Source organism: Kocuria salina, assembly GCF_013368965.1.
Taxonomy (GTDB): Bacteria; Actinomycetota; Actinomycetes; order Actinomycetales; family Micrococcaceae; genus Kocuria; species Kocuria rosea.
Window position 1 is genome coordinate 473,396 of sequence record NZ_SSSF01000003.1, and the last position, 21,500, is coordinate 494,895.

Annotated in this window: 22 protein-coding genes and 1 pseudogene; 14 read left to right on the forward strand and 9 right to left on the reverse strand. The window is 74.0% G+C overall.

Features of this window, described 5'->3' with window-relative positions:
• Positions 1-285 precede the first annotated feature (285 nt).
• Positions 286-2,004: a DEAD/DEAH box helicase gene (locus E7Z53_RS09045; protein WP_176337627.1), complete on the forward strand. Its 1,719-nt coding sequence runs from the start codon at positions 286-288 to the stop codon at positions 2,002-2,004.
• On the forward strand, positions 2,001-2,858 hold the full coding sequence (locus E7Z53_RS09050; protein WP_176337628.1) for a DNA-methyltransferase: 858 nt from the start codon (positions 2,001-2,003) through the stop codon (positions 2,856-2,858). Before E7Z53_RS09045 ends, E7Z53_RS09050 begins: the two co-directional genes overlap by 4 nt.
• Before the next feature lie 31 nt (positions 2,859-2,889).
• On the opposite strand, the gene E7Z53_RS09055 is transcribed toward E7Z53_RS09050, so the two are convergent.
• Entirely contained in the window at positions 2,890-3,741 is an 852-nt protein-coding gene (locus tag E7Z53_RS09055; protein WP_176337629.1) for a PHP domain-containing protein, read from the reverse strand.
• Positions 3,742-3,822: 81 nt separating this feature from the next.
• Here E7Z53_RS09055 and E7Z53_RS09060 point away from each other — a divergent pair, with 81 nt between their 5' ends.
• Positions 3,823-5,397, forward strand: coding sequence for an aminopeptidase P family protein (locus E7Z53_RS09060; RefSeq protein WP_035927404.1), 1,575 nt, complete (start codon positions 3,823-3,825; stop codon positions 5,395-5,397).
• Between the two features lie 18 nt (positions 5,398-5,415).
• On the opposite strand, the gene E7Z53_RS09065 is transcribed toward E7Z53_RS09060, so the two are convergent.
• Entirely contained in the window at positions 5,416-6,303 is an 888-nt protein-coding gene (locus E7Z53_RS09065) for a general stress protein (protein WP_176337630.1), read from the reverse strand.
• Positions 6,304-6,409: 106 nt separating this feature from the next.
• On the opposite strand from E7Z53_RS09065, the gene E7Z53_RS09070 reads away from it, so the two are divergent.
• Genes E7Z53_RS09070 through E7Z53_RS09080 form a run of 3 tightly spaced genes read left to right on the forward strand, consistent with a single transcriptional unit; the run spans position 6,410 to position 9,513 of the window.
• Entirely contained in the window at positions 6,410-7,711 is a 1,302-nt protein-coding gene (locus E7Z53_RS09070; protein ID WP_035927407.1) for a magnesium transporter MgtE N-terminal domain-containing protein, read from the forward strand.
• Positions 7,704-8,333 carry a DUF1003 domain-containing protein gene (locus tag E7Z53_RS09075; protein WP_017833421.1) on the forward strand — a complete coding sequence of 210 codons (630 nt, stop codon included), beginning with the start codon at positions 7,704-7,706 and terminating at the stop codon, positions 8,331-8,333. The genes E7Z53_RS09070 and E7Z53_RS09075 overlap by 8 nt, the downstream gene beginning before the upstream one ends.
• Positions 8,326-9,513: an Mrp/NBP35 family ATP-binding protein gene (locus tag E7Z53_RS09080; RefSeq protein ID WP_109268080.1), complete on the forward strand. Its 1,188-nt coding sequence runs from the start codon at positions 8,326-8,328 to the stop codon at positions 9,511-9,513. Before E7Z53_RS09075 ends, E7Z53_RS09080 begins: the two co-directional genes overlap by 8 nt.
• A gap of 40 nt (positions 9,514-9,553) precedes the next feature.
• Here E7Z53_RS09080 and E7Z53_RS09085 read toward each other — a convergent pair whose 3' ends face one another.
• Both E7Z53_RS09085 and E7Z53_RS09090 read right to left on the reverse strand, forming a co-directional pair.
• Entirely contained in the window at positions 9,554-9,907 is a 354-nt protein-coding gene (locus tag E7Z53_RS09085) for a hypothetical protein (protein ID WP_017833419.1), read from the reverse strand.
• A 37-nt stretch (positions 9,908-9,944) separates the two neighbouring features.
• Positions 9,945-10,616: a hypothetical protein gene (locus tag E7Z53_RS09090; protein ID WP_017833418.1), complete on the reverse strand. Its 672-nt coding sequence runs from the start codon at positions 10,614-10,616 to the stop codon at positions 9,945-9,947.
• 247 nt (positions 10,617-10,863) lie between these two features.
• Between E7Z53_RS09090 and E7Z53_RS09095 the strand changes: the two are divergent.
• Positions 10,864-11,490, forward strand: a pseudogene (locus tag E7Z53_RS09095) (O-methyltransferase); the annotation flags it as partial.
• 8 nt (positions 11,491-11,498) lie between these two features.
• Here E7Z53_RS09095 and E7Z53_RS09100 read toward each other — a convergent pair.
• The 3 genes from E7Z53_RS09100 to E7Z53_RS09110 form a co-directional block, all read right to left on the reverse strand.
• Entirely contained in the window at positions 11,499-11,666 is a 168-nt protein-coding gene (locus E7Z53_RS09100; RefSeq protein ID WP_017833415.1) for a DUF3117 domain-containing protein, read from the reverse strand.
• Positions 11,667-11,788: 122 nt separating this feature from the next.
• A complete protein-coding gene (locus tag E7Z53_RS09105; RefSeq protein WP_017833414.1) occupies positions 11,789-13,012 on the reverse strand; it encodes a hypothetical protein in 1,224 nt (407 codons plus the stop codon).
• Complete coding sequence (locus E7Z53_RS09110) at positions 13,009-13,317, reverse strand: DivIVA domain-containing protein (protein WP_035927412.1); 309 nt, start codon at positions 13,315-13,317, stop codon at positions 13,009-13,011. Before E7Z53_RS09110 ends, E7Z53_RS09105 begins: the two co-directional genes overlap by 4 nt.
• Positions 13,318-13,505: 188 nt before the next feature.
• Between E7Z53_RS09110 and E7Z53_RS09115 the strand changes: the two genes are divergently transcribed.
• The 4 genes from E7Z53_RS09115 to E7Z53_RS09130 all read left to right on the forward strand — a co-directional run bounded on the left by E7Z53_RS09115 (position 13,506) and on the right by E7Z53_RS09130 (position 16,835).
• Entirely contained in the window at positions 13,506-14,234 is a 729-nt protein-coding gene (locus E7Z53_RS09115) for an amino acid ABC transporter ATP-binding protein (RefSeq protein WP_031282997.1), read from the forward strand.
• Positions 14,235-14,287: 53 nt separating this feature from the next.
• On the forward strand, positions 14,288-15,142 hold the full coding sequence (locus E7Z53_RS09120) for a glutamate ABC transporter substrate-binding protein (RefSeq protein ID WP_017833411.1): 855 nt from the start codon (positions 14,288-14,290) through the stop codon (positions 15,140-15,142).
• A 134-nt stretch (positions 15,143-15,276) separates the two neighbouring features.
• Positions 15,277-15,963 carry an amino acid ABC transporter permease gene (locus tag E7Z53_RS09125; RefSeq protein ID WP_017833410.1) on the forward strand — a complete coding sequence of 229 codons (687 nt, stop codon included), beginning with the start codon at positions 15,277-15,279 and terminating at the stop codon, positions 15,961-15,963.
• Entirely contained in the window at positions 15,963-16,835 is an 873-nt protein-coding gene (locus E7Z53_RS09130; RefSeq protein ID WP_017833409.1) for an amino acid ABC transporter permease, read from the forward strand. The genes E7Z53_RS09125 and E7Z53_RS09130 overlap by 1 nt, the downstream gene beginning before the upstream one ends.
• Before the next feature lie 6 nt (positions 16,836-16,841).
• Here E7Z53_RS09130 and dapE read toward each other — a convergent pair whose 3' ends face one another.
• Positions 16,842-17,951 (reverse strand): succinyl-diaminopimelate desuccinylase, encoded by a 1,110-nt coding sequence (dapE, locus tag E7Z53_RS09135; protein ID WP_017833408.1) that lies wholly within the window; start codon positions 17,949-17,951, stop codon positions 16,842-16,844.
• A 51-nt stretch (positions 17,952-18,002) separates the two neighbouring features.
• Between dapE and dapD the strand changes: the two genes are divergently transcribed.
• From dapD to galE, 3 genes are all read left to right on the forward strand, one after another.
• On the forward strand, positions 18,003-18,968 hold the full coding sequence (gene dapD, locus E7Z53_RS09140) for a 2,3,4,5-tetrahydropyridine-2,6-dicarboxylate N-succinyltransferase (protein ID WP_031282996.1): 966 nt from the start codon (positions 18,003-18,005) through the stop codon (positions 18,966-18,968).
• 133 nt (positions 18,969-19,101) lie between these two features.
• Entirely contained in the window at positions 19,102-20,025 is a 924-nt protein-coding gene (locus tag E7Z53_RS09145; RefSeq protein ID WP_035927419.1) for a hypothetical protein, read from the forward strand.
• A gap of 35 nt (positions 20,026-20,060) precedes the next feature.
• Positions 20,061-21,083, forward strand: coding sequence for a UDP-glucose 4-epimerase GalE (gene galE, locus E7Z53_RS09150; RefSeq protein ID WP_176337631.1), 1,023 nt, complete (start codon positions 20,061-20,063; stop codon positions 21,081-21,083).
• Positions 21,084-21,103: 20 nt separating this feature from the next.
• On the opposite strand, the gene E7Z53_RS09155 is transcribed toward galE, so the two are convergent.
• Positions 21,104-21,469, reverse strand: a complete 366-nt coding sequence (locus E7Z53_RS09155) for an A1S_2505 family phage non-structural protein (protein WP_133411333.1) — start codon at positions 21,467-21,469, stop codon at positions 21,104-21,106.
• Positions 21,470-21,500 lie beyond the last annotated feature (31 nt).

The following is a 21,500-nucleotide window of genomic DNA, read 5'->3' on the forward strand; positions in this document are numbered from 1 at the left end:
CTACACTGTTGAGTGCACTGGATGACCGGTCGTACCCGCGATCCCACGAACGACAGACACCTACTCGCCCCCGCTCCCCGCGAACAGGCCCCCCACGGCGGCCTCGCGCAGGACCGGACCCGGGCGCCACGCTCCCGTGGCCCGCGCGGTCGAGGCGGCGCACGCTCACGATCGGCTTCCACCCAACGCACGCCCCCCCGGCGCCCGCCAGCACGGCGGCCCGGAGGCCGGACCCCGAGGTCCCCTCCCTTCAGCGGGCGTGCCCGAGTCGTAAGGAAACCGACCGTGACCGACCACATCACCGACACCGCACCGGACGCCGCCGCGCCCGACGACGGGACCGTCTTCGACGGCACCCCCGAGGTGGTCGTCGAGACCACCGAGCACCCCGAGCCGCTGCCCCAGGACTTCGCCGAGTTCGGGGTGCGCCAGGACATCGTGGACTCCCTCGCCGCCGAGGGCATCGTCCACCCCTTCCCCATCCAGGCCATGACCCTGCCGGTGGCGCTGTCCGGGCAGGACATCATCGGGCAGGCCAAGACCGGCACGGGCAAGACCCTCGGCTTCGGCATCCCCGTGGTCCAGCGCGTCGTGGGCCGCGGCGACGCGGGGTGGGACCAGCTGAAGAAGCCGGGCGCCCCGCAGGCGCTCATCGTGGTGCCCACCCGCGAGCTCGCCGTCCAGGTCGGCCACGACCTGGCCACCGCCGCGCGGACCCGCGACGCCCGGGTGGCCACCATCTACGGCGGCCGCGCCTACGAGCCCCAGATCGAGCAGCTGCAGGCGGGCGTCGAGGTCGTCGTCGGCACCCCCGGCCGGCTCATCGACCTCAACCGGCAGCGCCACCTCGACCTGTCCGCGGTGCGGGCCGTGGTGCTCGACGAGGCCGACGAGATGCTCGACCTCGGCTTCCTGCCCGACGTCGAGAAGCTGCTCTCGGCCGTGCCCGAGGTCCGGCAGACGATGCTCTTCTCCGCGACGATGCCCGGGCCCGTGGTGGCCATGGCCCGCCGCTACATGACCAAGCCCATGCACATCCGGGCCGCCGCGCCGGACGAGGGCGCCACCAAGAAGGACATCCGCCAGGTGGTCTACCGGGCGCACCACCTCGACAAGGACGAGGTCGTGGCCCGGATCCTGCAGGCCGAGGGCCGGGGGCGCACGATCGTCTTCACCAAGACCAAGCGGGCCGCGGCCAAGCTCGCGGACGAGCTGATCACCCGCGGCTTCGCCGCCGCCCCGCTGCACGGCGACCTGGGGCAGGGCGCCCGCGAGCAGGCGCTGCGCGCGTTCCGCAACAACAAGGTCGACGTGCTCGTGGCCACGGACGTCGCCGCCCGCGGCATCGACGTCGAGGACGTCACGCACGTCATCAACTTCCAGTGCCCCGAGGACGAGAAGACCTACCTGCACCGCACCGGCCGCACCGGCCGCGCGGGCAACAAGGGCACGGCCGTGACGTTCGTGGACTGGGACGACATCCCGCGCTGGCGGCTGATCGACAAGGCCCTGGAGCTCGGCATCCCCGAGCCCCGCGAGACCTACTCCTCCTCCGAGCACCTGTACGAGGAGCTGAGCATCCCGAAGGGCACCAAGGGCCGGCTCCCCCGCTCCAGGCGCACCCACGAGGGGCTCGGCGCCGAGGTCCTCGAGGACCTCGGCGAGCCCGGCGGGCGCAAGAGCGGCCCGCGCGGCGAGGGCCGGGACGGGCGCTCGCGCGACCGCGGCGCCGGCCGCGGCGAGGGGCGCGGCTCCGGCCGCGGCGACCGCGGCGGGTCCGGCCGCGGTGAGGGGCGCGGCGGCCGCGGCCGCCGCGACGACGCCGCGACGTCGTCCGCTCCGCGCGAGGACGCCCGGGCGCCCCGGGCGGCTGCGCGCGAGACGGCTCCCGAGGCGCCCCGGGAGACCTCGGTGGAGCGCACCTCGGACGGCACCACCCGGCGCCGCCGGCGCCGCCGCAGCAGCGCGGCCTCGCCGGAGCAGAGCGGCACCGCCGGCGAGTGAGCCCCTTCGCCTTCGACGCCGAGGGCCCCGACGCGGTGGTCGCCGCGGAGAACCTGGATCTCCTGCGGCGGCTGCCCGACGGGGCCTTCCGCATGATCTACGTGGACCCGCCCTTCAACACGGGCCGCACCCAGCGGCGGCGGGAGTCCACGGTGACCCCGGCCGCCGCCGGGGAGGGCGACCGCACCGGCTTCGCCGGCCGCTCCTACACGACCGTGCTGGGGGCCCTGCGCAGCTACGACGACGCGTTCGCCGACTACTGGGGGTTCCTGGAGCCCCGTCTGCGGGAGGCGTGGCGGGTGCTGGCCGACGACGGGACGCTGTACCTGCACCTGGACTACCGGGAGGTGCACTACGCGAAGGTGATGCTGGACGCGATCTTCGGGCGGGAGTGCTTCCTCAACGAGATCATCTGGGCCTACGACTACGGCGGGCGCTCCCGCCGCCGCTGGCCCGCCAAGCACGACAACGTCCTGGTGTACGTCAAGGACCCCGAGCGGTACCTGTTCGACAGCGCCGAGGTCGACCGGGAGCCGTACATGGCCCCGGGCCTGGTGACCCCGGAGAAGGTGCGGCTGGGCAAGCTGCCCACGGACGTGTGGTGGCACACCATCGTCTCCCCCACCGGCCGGGAGAAGACCGGCTACCCCACGCAGAAGCCCGTGGGCCTGGTGCGGCGGATGGTCGCCGCGAGCTCCGCCCCCGGGGACTGGGTCCTGGACTTCTTCGCCGGCTCCGGGACGCTCGGCGCCGCCGCCGGCCAGCTGGACCGGCGGTTCGTGTGCGTGGACCGCAACCCGGAGGCGATCGAGGTCATGCGCGCCCGCCTGCCGGGCGCGACCGTGTGGGACTGAGCACGGCCTCGCCCGGCAGGCGGCGGGGCCCTCAGGGGTAGCGCGCGGGGACCCCGGAGCCGGCCTGCTCCTCGATCCGCACGAGCGACTGGACGGACGTCAGGTTCTCCCCCAGCCGGTTGGGCTTGCCGGCCCCGTGGTAGTCGCTCGCGCCCGTGACCACCAGGTCGTGCTCGGAGGCCATCCGGACGAGCCGGGCCCGGGCGTCGTCGGGGTTGTCCCGGTGCGCGACCTCGAGCCCGCCGAGGCCGGCGTCGATCATGGCCTCGAAGACCTCCGGGCCGACCACCCGGCCGCGGGCCGCGGCGAGCGGGTGGGCGAAGACGGGCACGCCGCCGGCGGCCCGGACGAGGCGCACCGCGTGCACCGGGTCCGGGGCGTAGTGGGGGACGTAGTAGCGGGAGCGGCTGTGCAGCACCGAGGCGAAGGCGGCGGTGCGGTTCTCCACGACCCCCACGGTGACGAGCGCGTCGGCGATGTGCGGGCGGCCCACGGTCGCGCCCTCGCGCACGTGGTCCAGGACCACGTCCCAGTCGATCGGGTAGTCCTCGGACAGCAGCTCGACCATGCGCTCGGCCCGGGTGCGCCGCGAGCAGCGGGAGGACTCGATCTCGGCGAGCAGCCGTGGCTCCCGCGGGTCGTGCAGGTAGCTCAGCAGGTGCACCGAGATCCCGTCCTCGGTGGTGCAGGAGATCTCCATGCCCGGGACGAAGGCGACCCCGAGGGCCACCGCGGCGTCCCCGGCCGCCTGCCACCCGGACGTGGTGTCGTGGTCGGTGAGGGCGAAGACGTCCAGGCCCGCCGCGTGCGCCGCGCGGGCCACGTCCGCCGGGCTCTCCGTGCCGTCGGAGTCGGACGAGTGGGTGTGCAGGTCGATCTTCACCCGCTCCACGATACCGGTCCGGGCCGGACGGCCCGCCGCCTCCCGTGGCACGATGAGACCGACGACGCGAGGAAAGGAATCATGACAGAGCACAGCAGCACACCCCAGGACGCGGCGCAGCCGCTCTCGGACCGGGTCGAGAACCGGTCCCAGCGCCCCGACTCCGCCGCCTTCCAGCAGTTCATGGCGTCCCAGTGGGCGGAGGCGGAGCCCACCGAGGTGGAGCGGGCCCCGGTCGCGGACTTCGCCGCCGAGCGGCGCCGGCGGATCTCCGAGCGGTTCCCCGGCGAGCGGCTCGTGCTCCCCGCCGGGCCGCTCAAGGTCCGCTCCAACGACACCGACTACCGCTTCCGGCCGCACTCCGCGTTCGCGCACCTCACGGGTCTGGGCGTGGACCACGAGCCCGACGCCGTGCTGGTGCTCGAGCCCGTCCAGGAGGGCGCCGGCGACGACGGGGGCCACCACGAGGCCACCCTGTACTTCCACCCCATGGCCGGCCGGGACTCGAAGGAGTTCTACGCCGACGCCAAGAACGGCGAGTTCTGGGTGGGCCCCCGCCCCACCCTCGAGGAACTGGGCGCCGCCTACGGGCTGCGCACCCGGGACCTCGGGGGCCTCGAGGACGCGGTCACCAAGAACGCCGGGCCCACCGCCCTGGGCGGCCTGCGGGTCCGGCTCGTGCGCGAGGTGGACCTGAACGTCGACGCCCTGGTGGACACCTCCCGGATCAACACCGGGGTGGACCTCGAGTCCTCGGACGCCCTCGACGGCGAGCTCGCCGAGGCGCTCTCGGAGCTGCGGCTCGTCAAGGACGCCCACGAGGTCGGGCAGCTGCGCGAGGCCGTGGACGCGACCATCGCGGGCTTCACCGACATCGTGCACGTGCTGCCGGCCGCCGCGGGCCACCGCCACCGCGGCGAGCGCATGGTCGAGGGCGCCTTCTTCGCCCGCGCCCGCACGGACGGCAACGACCTCGGCTACGACACCATCGCGGCGTGCGGCAACAACGCCACGGTCCTGCACTGGATCCGCAACACCGGGAGGGTGATCCCGGGGGAGCTGATCCTCGTGGACGCGGGCGTGGAGGCCGACTCCCTCTACACCGCTGACATCACCCGCACCCTGCCGGTGAACGGCCGCTACTCGGAGGTGCAGCGGCGGATCTACCAGGCGGTCCTGGACGCCGCCGACGCCGCGTTCGACGCCGCGGTGCCCGGCAACCGGTTCCGGGACGTGCACGCCGCCGCCATGGAGGTCCTGGCCCGGCGGCTGGAGAGCTGGGGCCTGCTGCCCGTGCCCGCCGAGGTCTCGCTCTCCGCGGCGGGCCAGCACCACCGGCGGTGGATGCCGCACGGCACGAGCCACCACCTGGGCCTTGACGTGCACGACTGCGCGCAGGCCAAGCGGGAGCTGTACGTGGACGGGGTCATCGAGCCCGGCATGGTGTTCACCATCGAGCCCGGCCTCTACTTCAAGGCGGAGGACCTCGCGGTGCCGGAGGAGTACCGCGGGATCGGCGTGCGGATCGAGGACGACGTCCTGATCACCGAGGACGGCAACGTCAACCTCTCGTCCGGGCTGCCCCGCACCCCGGACGAGGTCGAGGCGTGGATGACCGGTCTGTGGCACGCCCGGGAGGGCGTCGACCCCAGCTGAGCCGGCGGCCGCCGGCCGTCAGCGGGAGGCGTCGGTGGACGTGCTCCCGCCGGCCGGCGGCCCGGACCGGTCCGGGGCCGCGTCCTGACCGGCGGCGTCCCCGTCGGGCTCCCCGTCGGGCTCCCCGGGGGGGAGCCTGATGCCGTACTGGGGCCGGCCGTCGGGCAGGTCCTGGAACATCGCGGAGCGGCCGGGCGCGTCGGCCTGCTCGCCCTGGCCCGCCGCGGGGACCGCGGGCGCGGGACCCGCGGGTCCGCCGGCCGGCTCCGGGGCGGCGCCGTGGGAGGGACGCTGCCACGGGGCCCCCGCCGGGGGCCGCCCCGGCGTCCCGGGCTGCGGGGGGCCCTGCCGCATCCCCTGCGGAGGACCCTGCTGCGGAGCGGGCCGCGGCGCGGGAGCGGTCCGCGGCAGGCTCTGCAGCCCGCGCAGCCCCTGGAGCACCTGCTGGGCGCGCTGGGCCACCTCGGGGGCGGCCACGACGTCGTAGGACGTGGCGACGATCTGGTTGGTCGAGGTGAAGTCCCGCTTCCCGCGCTGCATGGCGTAGGTGATGGTGGCGAGCAGCATCCAGAAGGCCCCGCCCATCAGCACCGACACGAGCAGTGTGGACAGCCACTGCTCCCCGCCCAGCAGCGACAGGATCATCCCGAGGAACGCGCCGAAGACCATGCCGTTGAGCGCGCCCTGGCCCGCGACCTTCGGATAGCTCAGCCGGCCGGTCACCTGCTCCACGGACTTCAGGTCGTTGCCGACGATCGCGATCCGGTCCACCTCGAACTGCTCGTCCGCCAGGTGGTCCACGGCCTTCTGCGCGTCGGCGTACGTGGCGTAGCGCCCGATCACCTCCCCGCGGGGCAGACCGCGGACGGCGGGGCTGGCGGGAGGCAGGGACCGTGGCGAGCTCATGCCCCCATTCTCCCCCATCCGCTCCCGCCACCGCGCCCCGACCCGGTCCCCTCACGGGCCACGGCCCGGGGCAGGGGCCCGGGGAGCCGGTGGGTAGTCTTGTACGGTGAGCAGCCACATCGACAAGATCTTCATCGCGCGCCTGATCGGCCTCGACGTGTTCGACCCCCTGGGGGACCGTCTGGGGCGGTTGCGCGACGTCGTCGTGCTCATGCGCGGCAGCTCCCGGTACGGCCGCTCCTCCCGCCGGCCCCTCGTGGTCGGCCTCGTGGTGGAGGTCCTCGGCAAGAAGCGGGTGTTCGTGCCGATGACCCGCGTGACCAGCATCGACGCGGAGAAGATCATCAGCACGGGGCTCGTGAACCTGCGCCGCTTCGAGCAGCGCGGCGCGGAGACCCTCGCCGTCGGCGAGATCTTCGACCGGACCGTGGTGCTGCGCGACGGTTCCGGCTCCGCCACGGTCGAGGACATGGCGATGGAGCGCAAGCGCAACACCGGGGACTGGCTGATCACCCAGCTCTTCGTGCGCCGCACCGGCACGGGCGGGGGCCTGATGCGCCGCCGCAACGAGACGCTGATCATCGACTGGGAGGACGCGGGGGACCCCTCCGCCGCGGGCCACCAGCCGGCCACCCAGTGGGTCGCCTCCCACGAGGAGCAGCAGCCCGCCGACCTCGCGGACGAGCTCCACGACATGTCGGCCAAGCGCATGCTCGAGATCGCCCACGAGCTCCAGGACGACCGGCTCGCCGACGTCCTCGAGGAGCTCCCGGAGGAGGACCAGGTCTACATCCTCACCAACATGGAGCCGGACCGCGCGGCCACGGTGCTCGAGGAGATGGAGCCCGACGACGCCGCCGACCTGCTCAACGAGCTGCCCGAGGCCCAGGCCGAGGAGCTGCTCGCGCGGATGCAGCCCGAGGACGCCGAGGACGTCCGGCGCCTGCTGGAGTACGAGGAGGGCACGGCCGGCTCGCTCATGACCCCCGTGCCGATCATCCTGCCGCCGGAGGCCACGGTGGCCGAGGCGCTCGCGCACATCCGCCAGGAGGAGCTCAGCCCCGCGGTCGCGGCGGCCGTGATCATCTCCCGCCCGCCGCTGGAGACGCCCACCGGCAAGTACCTCGGCATGGTGCACACCCAGAAGCTGCTGCGCTATCCCCCGCCCGAGGCCGTGGGCAACCTCATCGACCGCTCGTTCGAGCCGGTCTCCGACCTCGCCTCCCTGCAGGACGTCGCGCGCGAGCTCGCGACCTACGACCTCACGATCATCCCGGTGGTCAACGACCACGACCGGGTGGTCGGGGCGATCACGATCGACGACGTCCTCGACGCCCTGCTGCCCGAGGACTGGCGCACCGCCGACGACGGGACCCCGATCCGGAAGGTGGGCAAGCGGTATGAGTGAGCGCGAGCCCCGGCGCCCCCGCGTCGGCACCCGCGGCAACGCCCTCGACCAGCCGCGCGAGCACCGGCCGGGACTGCTGGACCGGTTCCGGCCGAACCCCGACGCCTTCGGGCGGATGACCGAGGGCTTCGCCCGGTTCATGGGCACCCCGCAGTTCCTGCTGTGGATGACGGTGTTCGTGGCCCTGTGGCTGGGCTGGAACACCATCGCCCCCCGGGAGCTGCAGTTCGACTCGAAGGACCTCAACTTCACGCTGCTCACACTCATGCTCTCGCTGCAGGCCTCCTACGCGGCGCCCCTGCTGCTGCTGGCGCAGAACCGGCAGGACGACCGGGACCGGGTGACCCAGGAGGAGGACCGCCGCCGGGCGCAGCAGAACCTCGCCGACACCGAGTACCTGACCCGGGAGATCGCCTCGCTGCGGATCGCGCTGCGGGACGTCGCCACCCGCGACTTCGTGCGCTCGGAGCTGCGCTCGGTGCTCGAGGAGATCCTGGAGTCCCAGGACGACGCCCCGGACGCCGACGAGCCGGGGGCCCCGCCGCGGCGGGGCGCCCGCCGCAGGAGCCGCAACCCCGACCGCCCCACCGCCCCCGAGACCCGAGGGAACCCCCGTGCCTGAGCCCCGCCCCGACGACGTCCTCGCCCCCGAGACCCTCGACCCCGCCCTGCGCGCGGCGCTCGACCGCGTGCTCGACCCGGAGCTGCGCCGGCCCGTGACCGAGCTGGGGATGATCCGCTCCGCCCGCCTCGACGACGCCGGCCACGCCGCGGTGCACGTGCTGCTGACGATCAGCGGCTGCCCCCTCCGCTCGACGATCGAGCGGGACGTCCGGGACGCCGTGGGGACCGTGGCGGGGGTGCGCACCGTGGACGTCGAGATCGGGGTGATGACCCCCGAGCAGCGCACCGCGCTGAAGGACCGGGTGGGCCACACCCGGACCGTCCCCTTCAACGACCCGTCCTCCCTGACCCGGGTGCACGCGGTGACCAGCGGCAAGGGCGGCGTCGGCAAGTCGACGGTCACCGTGAACCTCGCCGCCGCGCTCGCCGCGCGCGGCCGGTCGGTCGGCATCGTGGACGCCGACGTCCACGGGTTCTCCGTGCCCGGGCTGCTCGGCATCGACCGGGCGCCCACCCAGGTGGGGGACATGATCCTGCCCCCCGTCGTGGACGTCCCCGAGGAGGCGCGGGAGGACACCGGGCGCCCCGGGGTGCTCAAGGTCATCTCGATCGGGATGTTCGTGGACCCGGACCAGCCGGTGGCCTGGCGCGGGCCGATGCTGCACCGCGCCGTGGAGCAGTTCCTCACGGACGTGCACTTCGGCGACCTGGACCACCTGTTCCTCGACCTCCCGCCGGGCACGGGCGACATCGCGATCTCCGTGGCCCAGCTGCTGCCGTCCGCGGAGGTGCTCGTGGTCTCCACGCCCCAGCAGGCGGCGGTCGAGGTCGCCGAGCGCTCCGGGGCGCTCGCGGTGCAGACCGGCCAGCGGGTGGCCGGGGTGGTGGAGAACATGGCGGGCATGCCGATGCCGGACGGCAGCGTGCTCGAGCTCTTCGGCGCCGGCGGGGGCACCCGGATCTCGGAGTCCCTGACCCGGCGGCTCGGCTACGACGTGCCGCTGCTCGGCGCCGTGCCGCTCGACGTCGCCCTGCGCGAGGGCGGGGACGCCGGCCGCCCGGTGGTGTGGTCCGCGCCGGGCTCGCCCGCCGCGGTCGCCCTGCGTGCCGTCGCCGACGCGATGGGCGCCCGCCCGCGCGGGCTCGCCGGACGGCCGCTGGGCCTGGGACCGCGCTGACGCGCCGCCGGCCCCGCGCTCGGCGTGTGCGGGGGCCGGCTCAGGTGGCTTCGGTGTCGAAGGGGGCCCGTTCGCCGGGGGCCAGGCGGGTCAGCACCGGGCCGGGGCGCGGCCGGGGTGCGGCGGGCGCCGCCGGCTCGTCGTCCTCCAGGAGGGCCTGGCGCACGATGGTGCGGGGGTCGTACTGGCGGGGGTCGAGCCTGCGCCAGTCGACGTCGGCGATCTCCGGCCCGAGGGTCTCCTTGAGCTCCTCGGTGGCGCCGGTCGCGTAGCGCTTGGCGGCCTTGACCAGCTCCTTGAGCTTCTCCGCGTACTCCGGCAGCCGCTCCGGCCCGATGATGAACAGGGCCAGGAGCACCAGGATGATCGCTTCGCCGCCGTTGATGCCGAGCACAGGAAGTGATTTTACCAGTCCGGGAGCCGGTGGCCGGTCAGCCGAAGATCTCGCGCAGGCCGACCAGCACCGTCTCGACGACGCCGGGGTCCCCCGGGGACGGCTCCACCACGCGCCCCCGCTCGTCGGCCACGACGAGGCCCACGGTGTGGGCCATCGCGGACGGTCCGGAGTCCCCCGAGACGGTGTAGACGACCTCGTCCCCGACGAGCACCGCCCGCCACGGCGGCCCGGCGTCCACCCACAGCGGCACGCCCTCCACGGCGACGCGCTCGAGGCCCTCGGCGCTCACGGGCAGCCCGGTCAGTCCGTCCATGGGGTTCTCGCGGTCGACCCCCCCGCGCTGCTCCACCACGACGACCTCGTCCTCGCCGCGGTGCAGCCTGACGGCCACGACCGGGTGCCCGGACAGGGTGCCGCGGGTCATCGAGCCCACCCGGTAGCCGTCCGCGGCCAGGGTGGGCAGCGTCCAGCCCTCCGTGCGCAGCAGGTCCGCGGACACCTCGTCCGCGTGCAGCACCCCGTGCGTGCCGTGCCACGCCGAGACCGGCACCCGCTCCTCGGCGCTGTGCGCGGACTGCATCACGACCGTGCGCCCGACCGCGTAGCCGGAGCCCAGGACGAGGGTGAGCACCGCGCTCACGGTGGCCGCGGCCACGGGCACCGCGCTGCTGGGGCGGGCCGGCGCGGTGCGGTCCGGGCGGGGCATCGGTCCTCCTCGTGCGGTGGTCGGGCGGCGGGCTCCGGGTGGGCCCGTGCCCGGTCCCGTGCCGCGGTCGGCGTCGGGAGCGGGTGCACGGACCGCTCCGTGAGGAGGCCCGCGAACAGGTCCGTGGAAGACGTCGTGAACGTCTCCATGATCGACCGGGAAGCTGGATGCCGACTGGACGGTGGCCGGACGGACGGGCCCAGCCGGTAGGATGGCGCGCATCCACTACAGCGACGAAGGGCGGACCATGGGCGCGGACAAGACGACGAGCTGGTCGTACGCCGAGGCGTTCGCCGCCGAGGACGAGCTCGCCTACCGCGCCCGGGAGCGGTCCCTCGCCCTGCGCATCCCCCCGGTGACCCCGGGGACGGCCGCCGCCCTGACCGTGCTCGCCGCGGCGGCCCGGCCCGCCACCGTGGTCGAGGTGGGCACGGGGGCCGGGGTGTCCGGTCTCGCCCTGCTGCGCGGTCTGCCCGGCACGTCCGTGCTGACCACGATCGACACCGACATCCGGGCGCTGCGCGCGGCCCGCGACACGTTCCGGGAGGCCGGGATCCCGACGAGCCGGACCCGCACGATCCCCGGCCGCGCGTCCCTCGTGATGCCACGGTTGAGCGCCGGCGCCTACGACCTCGTGTTCCTCGACGCCGACCCCGAGGGGACCCTCGACTACGCCGAGGAGGCCGTCCGGCTGCTGCGCCCGGGCGGGATGCTCGTGGTCAACGACGCCCTGTCCCAGGACAAGGTGGCGCAGCCGGCCAACCGCGAGGAGAACACCCGGACGATGCGGGCCGTGCACCGGCTGTTCCGGGAGGACGAGCGCTTCAGCACCGCCCTGTTGACGACCGGCTCCGGGCTGCTGCTGGCCGTCCGCGCCGGTGGTCACTCGGTGACGCCGGCCAGGCACTCCTTGAGCTCCGCGGCCTCGGCCGGCTTCAGCTCGACCACCAGCCGTCCGCCGCCCTCGAGCGGCACCCGCATGATCAGGCTCCGCCCCTCCTTGGTGACCTCCATCGGTCCGTCACCGGTTCTCGGCTTCATGGCCGCCATGTGGGAACTCCTCTTCCTCGATTGGTGTGGCTCCCATCCTATCCGAGCCGCAACCGTGGACCCGGACCACCCCGGCGCCCGGGGGTCCGCGTCGGCGTGCCCGGCGCGGGGTGCGGACGGGATCAGGGCGGGTAGTCCCCGCCCCCGGGCAGCTGCTTCCAGTGCCACAGCCAGCCGACCCAGACGAGCTGGAGCAGCGCGCCGAACACCACGCAGGCCACCCGGTAGGCGCGCGAGTCCGAGACCGCGGCCAGCGGCAGGGCGAGGGGGAACAGCGGCAGCAGCAGCCGGAAGGTGCTGCTCTGGGGGTGCAGGAAGAGGAGCAGGTACACGGCGTAGCTCGCCAGCCACACGCGCGTGAGCAGGTCCAGCCGCTCCCGCACCACGCGGGTGCCCAGCAGCACCGTCCCGCCCGCGACCAGCAGCACGGGCGCGGCGAGCCCGAGCACGGGGCCGAACAGCCCGGCGGCGGCGTCGAACCAGGGCACCACCGGCTCCAGCCCTCCCCCGCCCCGCCACGCCGTCTCGGTGTCGGTGTACGCGGTCGGCTCGCCCGTGACGGCCCACGCGATCGCCGGCCAGGCGAGGGCCGCGCCGCACGCCAGGACCGCGAGGCCGAACAGCCCGTCGACGGCTTCCGCCGCGCGGCGCAGCTCCCCGGCCCGGTGCCGGCGCACGGAGCGCACGAGCCACGTGATCCCCAGGGCCGCCGCGAAGGGGACCCCCGCCGGGCGCGTCAGGCACATCAGGAGCACCACGGGGGCGGCCGCCAGGTGGTTCCCCCGGGCCACCAGCAGCAGGGCGCCCGCGAGCAGCAGCAGGTGCAGCGACTCGGCGTAGGGGACCTGCAGCACCGGGGCGACCGGGCTGAACGCGACGAACGCGACACCCCACAGGGCGGTGGCCGGAGGGGCGAGCCGGAGGAACAGCCGGTGGACGAGCAGGACGGCGCCCAGGCTCGCGGCCAGGGACACGGCCGACGCGGCCGCGTCCCACCCCGCGCCGGTGGCCGCCGAGACCACCCGCACGACCATCGGGAAGACCGGGTAGAACGCCCAGGCGTTCTCCTGCACCTGCCCGGCCGCGTCCCGGGGCAGGGACGCGGGATAGCCCTCCCGGGCGATGCGCTCGTACCAGTCCGAGTCCCAGGTCCCGGTGAACTCGAGGTAGCCCAGGGCGCCGTCCCCCCACGGACCGGGACCCTGCTGCCGGCCCACCGTGGTGAACACGGCCCAGGCCCAGAGCCGGGAGGCCGCCCAGACCAGCAGGGCCTGTGCCCACCAGGGAGCCCGGGTCCACCGGAGGGCCACGGCCGTCCGGAGGGCCACGGCCGTCCGGCCGCTCACGCCCCCGGCACCGGGCGGGACGGCGGGTCCTCCGGCGGCGGCAGCCGGTCCGCGAGGTGGGCCAGCACGGCGTGGACCTCCGCGGGGTCGTAGCCGCGGCGCCGTACGGAGAACGCGATCCGCTCCACGTCCTCCGCCGTCGGGTGCTCGGGCAGCACGAGCGGCGCCCCGGGGGCGCGCGCCACGGCGATCCCGTCCCGGGCGGGCACGACCCGCTCGGCGAGGCGGTCGCGGCCGAGGACCACGACGCCCACGACCGTGAGCAGCAGCACGAGCCCGGACAGCACCACGAGGATCTCGGTCATGCCCTCCAGGCTATGCGCCGCCGGGCGGGACGGGGCGCCGCAACATTTCTACGGACGGGTAAGCAATTAACACGATTGCAACGTGTTCGGCATCACACGGAACGAATCTGGGATATCTTTCCGGTATGTCACACGCCACTCCGCCGGCCGCCGCTCCGGCCTCCTCCACCGCGGGGACGGCCGAGGCCCTGGTCCGCATGACGCACGTCAACAAGCACTTCGGGGACCTGCACGTGCTCCGGGACATCAACCTGGAGGTGAAGCGCGGCGAGGTGGTGGTCGTGATCGGCCCCTCCGGCTCCGGCAAGTCCACCCTGTGCCGGGCCATCAACCGGCTCGAGAGCATCGACGACGGCGAGATCCTGATCGACGGGAAGCGGCTGCCCGAGGAGGGCAAGGCCCTCGCGAAGCTGCGCGCCGACGTCGGCATGGTCTTCCAGTCCTTCAACCTCTTCGCCCACAAGTCGGTCCTGCAGAACGTGACCCTGGGGCCCGTCAAGGTGCGGGGCAGGTCGGCGGCCGAGGCGAAGAAGCAGGCCATGGAGCTGCTGACCCGGGTGGGGGTCGACAACCAGGCCGAGAAGCTGCCCGCGCAGCTCTCCGGCGGCCAGCAGCAGCGCGTCGCCATCGCCCGCGCCCTGGCCATGGAGCCGAAGGTGATGCTCTTCGACGAGCCCACCTCCGCGCTGGACCCCGAGATGATCAACGAGGTCCTCGACACCATGGTCGCCCTCGCGAAGCAGGGCATGACGATGATCGTGGTCACCCACGAGATGGGCTTCGCCCGCAAGGCCGCCGACCGCGTGGTGTTCATGGCCGACGGCATGATCGTCGAGGAGAACACCCCCGAGGAGTTCTTCACGAACCCCCGCTCCGAGCGCGCCCAGGACTTCCTCGGCAAGATCCTCGGCCACTGACCGTCCCCCGACCCTCCGACCCACGCCACCACCTCCACAGCAAGGAGCACACCATGCGCAGCAGCAAGCCCCTCGGACTGGCCGCGATGGCCGCGGCCGCGGCCCTGACCCTCACCGCGTGCGGAGGTGGCGACGACGGCGGGTCCGGTGCAGGCGGCGAGGGCGGCGGCTCGGGCGAGTCCGTGCGGATCGGCATCAAGTTCGACCAGCCCGGCCTCGGCTACCGCGACGGCAGCGAGTACACCGGCTTCGACGTCGACGTCGCGAAGTACGTCGCCACCGAGCTCGGCTACTCCGAGGACCAGATCGAGTGGGTCGAGTCCCCCTCCGCCAACCGCGAGAACATGCTCTCCAACGACCAGGTGGACATGATCTTCGCGACCTACTCGATCACCGAGGAGCGCGACCAGACCGTGGACTTCGCCGGCCCCTACTTCGTGGCCGGCCAGGACCTGCTGGTGCGCACCGACGACTCCTCGATCGCCGGCCCCGACGACCTCGAGGGCAAGAACCTGTGCTCGGTGACCGGATCGACCTCCGCGCAGAAGGTCAAGGACGACCAGCCCGGCGCCAACCTCGTCGAGCAGCCCGGCTACGCCGACTGCCTCACGGCGCTCGAGTCCGGCCAGGTGGACGCCGTGACCACCGACGACATCATCCTCGCCGGCCTCGCCTCGACCGACGCCAACCAGGGCAAGTTCAAGGTGGTCGGCAACACCTTCTCCGAGGAGCGCTACGGCGTGGGCCTGCCCGACGGCTCCGACCAGTGCGAGGCCGTCAACGAGGCCATCACCAAGATGATCGACGAGGGCGCCTGGGAGGAGGCCGTCACGGCCAACACCGAGGGCGCCGACTACACCTACAACGCCGAGCTCAACCCGCCGGAGCCCGAGCCCTGCGGCGAGTGACCCCGGACGCGTGAGCACCCCGTGGCCGGCCGGCGACCGGCCGGCCACGGGACCGCGACCGCGCAGCACGCCGACCGATCCGCGACGAAGGGGCCTTCCGTGACCCAGGACCTGCCCGATCCCCGGGAGCTCCCGTGAACGACTACCTGACCGACTTCGCCAGTCTGTTCGCCCAGTACGACGTGCCGGGCGCGTTCTGGGTCAACCTGCAGCTGACCTTCTGGGCCGCGATCGGCTCGGCGGTCCTCGGCGCCCTGATCGCCCTGATGCGCATCTCCCCCATCGCGTCCCTGCGGCTGCTCGGCACCACGTACGTGAACCTGTTCCGCAACACGCCGCTGACGATCATCCTCGTGTTCCTGGTCCTGGGCGTGTGGAGCCAGCTCGGCATCAACCTCTCCTCGGACTTCAACCGGAACTTCTTCCTCTACGCCGTGATCGGCCTGAGCCTCTACCACGCGGCCTTCGTCTGCGAGGCCATCCGCTCCGGCGTCAACACGGTGCCGGCCGGGCAGGCCGAGGCGGCCCGGGCCATCGGGCTGAGCTTCCTGCCCGCGGCCCGGCTGATCGTCTTCCCGCAGGCGCTGCGCGGGGCGATCACCCCGCTCGGCAACACCCTGATCGCCCTGACGAAGAACACGACGGTGGCCGCGGCCGCGTCGGTCACCGAGATCTCCTCCCTCATGAAGACCATGATCGAGTTCCGCCCGGACGTGATCATCGCGATCTTCCTGGTGGTGGCGCTCGGCTTCGTCCTGATCGTCGTCCCGGTGGGCCTGCTGACCACCTGGGCCTCCCGGAAGCTGGCGGTGAAGCGCTGATGGCCAAGACCCAGAACGTCCTCTTCGACGTGCAGGGGCCGCGTGCCCGCCGGCTCACGCTGCTCTTCAACGTGGCGGGAGTCCTGCTGATCGCCGCGCTCGCCTGGGTCGTGCTCGGCGCGCTCGCCGAGCAGGGCCAGCTGGACGCCGACCGGTGGACCCCGCTGCTCACCGCCCGGGCCTGGGAGAACTTCCTGCTCCCGGGGCTGTGGGAGACCCTGCGGGCCGCGCTGCTGGCGGTGGCCCTCTCGATCGCCTTCGGCCTGGTCTTCGGTCTCGGCCGGCTCTCCCAGCTGGCCCCGGTGCGCTTCGTCTGCACCGTGGTGGTCGAGTTCTTCCGGGCCGTGCCCGTGCTGGTGATGATGATCTTCTTCTACCTGGGCATCGGCCGCGCCGGCCTGGTCGAGCCCGCCAACGTGCCGTTCTGGGCCGTGGTGCTGGGCCTGATGTTCTACAACGGGTCGGTCATCGCCGAGCTCATCCGCTCCGGCGTGCACCAGCTGCCCAAGGGCCAGCGCGAGGCGGGCCTGGTCATCGGGCTCACGCCCTCCCGGTCCCTGCGGATGATCGAGCTCCCCCAGGCCCTCACCGCGATGCTGCCCTCGATGGTCAGCCAGTTCGTGGTGATCCTCAAGGACACCGCGCTGGGCTACATCATCACCTACCCGGAGCTGCTCGCGAGCGCTCGGCGCCTGGGCTCCGGGGACGGCAACATCCTGCAGACGCTGTTCGTGGTGGCGCTGGTCTTCGTGCTCATCAACTACCTGCTGACCCTGCTGGCCGCGTGGCTGTCGCGGTTCCTCAGCTTCCGCACCGCGGGCCGGACCAAGCCGGCCGAGGGGCCCATGGCCGCCGAGGAGACGACCGTCTGACGCCGCTCAGGCCGTGAGCCACGCGGCCAGGGCCCGGCAGCACTCCCGGACCGCGTCGGCACTCACGTGCTCGTCGTCCGTGTGGGCCAGCAGGGCGTCGCCGGGGCCGAAGTTCACGGCGGGCACGCCCATCTGCGAGAAGCGGGCCACGTCCGTCCAGCCGTACTTGGGCTTGGGCTCCTGGCCCACCGCGGCCACGAACGCGGCGGCCGCGGGACGGTCCAGGCCGGGGCGCGCCGCCGGGGAGAGGTCCGTGAGCTCGATCTCGTAGCCGGCGAACACCTCCCGCACGTGCGCCACGGCGTCCTCGGGGCTCTTGTCCGGGGCGAAGCGGTAGTTGATCTCCACGTGGGCGGTGTCCGGGACCACGTTGCCGGCCACGCCGCCGCCGATCCGGATCGCGTTGAGCCCCTCGCGGTACTCGAGCCCCTCCACCGCCACGGTCCGCGGCTCGTAGGCCGCCAGACGGGCGAGGACGTCGGCCTGCTTGTGGATCGCGTTCTCCCCGATCCAGGACCGCCCCGAGTGGGCGGCACGGCCGGTGGTGGTGATGCGGAAGCGCATCGTGCCGTTGCACCCGCCCTCCACGGTCCCGTCGGTGGGCTCGAGCAGCACCGCGAAGTCCGCCTCGAGCAGCTCGGGGGCGTGGCGCTGGAGCCGGCCCAGCCCGCTCGCGTCGGCGTCGACCTCCTCGTGGTCGTAGAAGACGTAGGTGATGTCCCGGTTCGGCGCCGTCAGGGCCGCGGCCAGGACGAGCTGGACGGCCACGCCGCCCTTCATGTCGGTGGCACCCCGGCCGTAGAGCACCCGGTCGCCGTCGGCCCCCGTCCACGTGGCGGGCACGGTCCCCCGGGCGCCGGGCGCGGTCGGCAGGGGCACGGTGTCGAGGTGGCCGGCGAGCACCACCCGCTCGGCGCGGCCGAGGTCGGTGCGCGCCACCACGGCGTCCCCGTCCCGGTGCACGGTGAGGTGCGGGAGCCGGCGCAGCGCGGCCTCGACGGCGTCGGCCAGGGGACCCTCCGAGCCCGAGACGGACGCGATGTCGATGAGGGCGGCCGTCAGGTCGGCGGGGTCCGCGGCGAGGTCCAGCTCCGGTGCGATCATGGCTGCCAGCATAACGGGGAGGCCGCAGCCGCCCGTCGGCCCCGTCCCGGCGTCCCCCGTAGGATGGAGGCCATGACTTCTTCCACCTCTCGTCCCGCCTCCGGACTCGGCCTGGCCACCGTCGTGGCCTCGGGCCCCAAGGAGGGCACCGTCCTCGACGTCTGGTACCCCGCCCCGTCCCTCTCCGACGCGGTCGACACCTCCCTCGACGCGGACCTGCGGCTCGCGGCCACCGCCGACCCCGACCGCAACGTCCGCAGCGAGATCGTCGAGACCTCGATCGACCTCGACGCCGCGCCCGCCGACGCCGCGGACGCCTACCTGCGCCTGCACCTGCTCTCCCACCGCCTCGTGCGCCCCAACACCCTGAACCTCGACGGCGTGTTCGGCCTGCTCGCCAACGTCGCCTGGACGGACCGCGGGCCCGTGCTCGCCGAGGAGCTGACCTTCGCGCTGCTCCGGATGAAGGCCTCCGGCGGGCACGTGACCGTGCACAGCGTGGACAAGTTCCCGCGAATGGTGGACTACGTGGTCCCCGCGGGCGTGCGGATCGGCGACGCCAGCCGGATCCGGCTCGGCGCCCACCTCGCCGAGGGCACCACGGTGATGCACGAGGGCTTCGTCAACTTCAACGCCGGCACCCTGGGCCAGTCCATGGTCGAGGGCAGGATCAGCGCCGGCGTGGTCGTGGGCGACGCCACGGACGTGGGCGGCGGCGCCTCCATCATGGGCACCCTCTCCGGCGGCGGCAAGGAGCGGATCACCGTGGGCGAGCGCGTGCTGCTCGGCGCCAACTCCGGTGTCGGCATCTCCCTCGGCGACGACTGCGTGGTCGAGGCCGGCCTCTACGTCACCGCCGGCACCCGGGTGAGCGTGCACTCCGACGGCGAGCGGTCCACGGCCAAGGCCTCGGAGCTCTCGGGCCTGTCCAACCTGCTGTTCCGCCGCAACTCCCTCACCGGCGCCGTCGAGGTGCTGCCCCGCGCCGGCGGGACCGTGGAGCTCAACGCGGCGCTGCACGCCAACTGAGCGCGTCGGGCCCCGCCCCGCCGCCCGACGCCGCGCAGGACGGGCCCGCCCCGCCCTGCGCGGCGTCGCCCGTCCACCCGTCCCTGCCCGCCCGTCGCCCCCCGCCCGTCCTCCCGTCCGCCCAGGAGCGCCCGTGTCCTCCCCCGTCCCCGGCCGCCGCAGCAGGTCGCTGCGGCTGCCGCTGTTCGTGCTCCTGCTCGTCGGCGCCGTGCTCGCGGCGGGGGTCCTCGTGGCCGTGGAGCTGCGCGCGGGGCGGCCCTCTGCCGGGGAGCCCCGGTGCGTGGTCGCGAGCACGGACGGGGACGGGCAGCGGCAGCGGCACGCCCTGTCCGCGGAGCAGTCCGCCAACGCCGCCCTGATCACCGCGGAGTCCGTGGCGCGCGGCACCGACCCGTACGCGGCGGTCGTGGCCCTGGCGACCGCGATGCAGGAGTCGCAGCTGGTCAACGTCGACTACGGGGACCGGGACTCCGTGGGGCTGTTCCAGCAGCGCCCCTCCCAGGGCTGGGGCACAGTCGAGCAGATCATGGACCCGGCCCACGCCACGGCCGCCTTCTACGACGGCCTCGCCGAGCTCGACTACCGGACGATGTCCGTCACCGACGCCGCGCAGGCGGTCCAGCGCTCCGGGCACCCCGAGGCGTACGCGCGGCACGAGGGCCTCGCCCGGGCCTTCGCCGGCAGCCTGACCGGCGCCACGGAGGGCTCGCTCAACTGCGTGCTCCACGACCCCGAGCACCCCGGGGACCCGCGCCGGGCGGCCGACGCCCTCCGCGACGCGTTCCGCACGGCGGTGCCCGCCCCGCGCACGGACGGCGACCGGGTGGTCGTGCCGGCGCCCGGGGAGCCGGCGGGCTGGGCCGCGGCGCACTGGGCGGTCGCGCAGGCGGACGCGCTGGGCGTCGCCGAGGTGTCCTTCGACGGGCGCAGCTGGGTCCGGGCGGACCAGCGCACCGCCCGCTTCGCGCCCGCCCCGGGGTGGGTGGACGCCGCCGAGGCGCACCCGGAGGGCGCTCCCCCGCCCGACGACGTCGTGGTGGTCCTCGCGAGCCGCTGACGGGACCGCCGCGGCCCGGCCGATACGCTGGGGCCATGAAGATTCTCGTCACCGGGGGAACCGGCTACATCGGCTCGCACACCGTCCTCGCCCTGCTGGGGGCCGGGCACGACGTCGTCGTGATGGACAACCTCGCGAACTCCTCGCGGACCTCGCTGGAGCGGGTCGAGGAGCTCGCGGGACGCTCCGTCGAGGCGTTCGAGCAGGTCGACCTCCTCGACCCCGCGGGACTCGACGCCCTGTTCGCGGAGCACCGCCCGGAGGCCGTGATCCACTTCGCCGGGCTCAAGGCCGTCGGCGAGTCGGCCGAGCTGCCCCTGTGGTACTACCGCACCAACGTGGCCGGCACCCTCAACCTGCTGGACGCCATGGGGGTCCACGGCTGCCGGTCCATCGTGTTCTCCTCCTCGGCCACGGTCTACGGCGCCCCGGAGGAGATGCCGCTGACCGAGAAGCAGCCCATGGACGCGCAGAACCCGTACGGGCGGACCAAGGAGCACATCGAGGACATGCTCGTGGACCTCGCCGCCTCGGACCCGTCCTGGAACGTCGCCCTGCTGCGCTACTTCAACCCGGTGGGCGCCCACGAGTCCGGCCGGATCGGCGAGGACCCCTCGGGCGTGCCGAACAACCTGCTGCCGTTCATCGCCCAGGTGGCCGTGGGCCGGCGCGAGAAGCTGAAGGTCTACGGCGCCGACTACCCGACCGCCGACGGGACGGGCGTGCGCGACTACATCCACGTGGTGGACCTCGCCGACGGGCACCTCAGGGCCCTGGACCACATCACCGAGCACGGCGGGGTGCGCACGTGGAACCTGGGCACGGGCAAGGGCTACTCGGTGCTCGAGGTCCATGCCGCCTTCGAGCGGGCCTCCGGGCGCAGCATTCCCTACGAGCTCGTGGACCGGCGGCCGGGCGACGCCGCGGTGTCCTACGCCGATCCGTCGACGGCCCTGGCCGAGCTGGGCTGGTCCGCCGACCGGGACCTCGACACGATGTGCCGGGACCACTGGAACTGGCAGCGGAGCAACCCCGAGGGCTACGCCGCGGGCGCCTGAGCGCCGGTCCGGCCCGGGGCTCACCAGCCCCGGGGCCGGACCACGTTGGGCGGGGCGTCGGCGAACAGGGCGGCCACCCGCCGCTCGTCGTGGCCGGCGATGCCCGTGCCCACCCGGGTGAGCCAGAACGTCAGCTCGGGGTGCTCCCGGGCGAAGGCCACGAACGCGGCCGCCTCCCGCTCGAGCGCCGGGAGCCCGCTCATGCTGTCGATCGCGTACGAGCGTCCCTGCAGGCCGTGCCCCCGGCCCGGGACGGCGCCGAAGCGCTCGACGGCCGTGCGCGCCGCGCCCGCGAGGTGGGCGCCCCGGGCGTTGGAGCCGAAGACGAAGACGTCGTCCGGGCCGAGCTCGGTGATCCGGTCCGGGGTGTGCCGCTGCTCGCTCATGCGACCACGCTACCGGGGCGGGGGCCGGTGC

Coding starts and splice junctions, on each gene's coding strand:
- E7Z53_RS09075 (WP_017833421.1), top strand. CDS start 7,704: ATGAGTGAGCGCGAGCCCCGGCGCCCCCGCGTCGGCACCCGCGGCAAC.
- E7Z53_RS09090 (WP_017833418.1), bottom strand. CDS start 10,616: ATGCCCCGCCCGGACCGCACCGCGCCGGCCCGCCCCAGCAGCGCGGTG.
- E7Z53_RS09100 (WP_017833415.1), bottom strand. CDS start 11,666: ATGGCGGCCATGAAGCCGAGAACCGGTGACGGACCGATGGAGGTCACC.
- E7Z53_RS09065 (WP_176337630.1), bottom strand. CDS start 6,303: ATGAGCTCGCCACGGTCCCTGCCTCCCGCCAGCCCCGCCGTCCGCGGT.
- E7Z53_RS09060 (WP_035927404.1), top strand. CDS start 3,823: ATGACAGAGCACAGCAGCACACCCCAGGACGCGGCGCAGCCGCTCTCG.
- dapD (WP_031282996.1), top strand. CDS start 18,003: ATGGAGGCCATGACTTCTTCCACCTCTCGTCCCGCCTCCGGACTCGGC.
- E7Z53_RS09120 (WP_017833411.1), top strand. CDS start 14,288: ATGCGCAGCAGCAAGCCCCTCGGACTGGCCGCGATGGCCGCGGCCGCG.
- E7Z53_RS09130 (WP_017833409.1), top strand. CDS start 15,963: ATGGCCAAGACCCAGAACGTCCTCTTCGACGTGCAGGGGCCGCGTGCC.
- E7Z53_RS09155 (WP_133411333.1), bottom strand. CDS start 21,469: ATGAGCGAGCAGCGGCACACCCCGGACCGGATCACCGAGCTCGGCCCG.
- galE (WP_176337631.1), top strand. CDS start 20,061: ATGAAGATTCTCGTCACCGGGGGAACCGGCTACATCGGCTCGCACACC.
- dapE (WP_017833408.1), bottom strand. CDS start 17,951: ATGCTGGCAGCCATGATCGCACCGGAGCTGGACCTCGCCGCGGACCCC.
- E7Z53_RS09110 (WP_035927412.1), bottom strand. CDS start 13,317: ATGACCGAGATCCTCGTGGTGCTGTCCGGGCTCGTGCTGCTGCTCACG.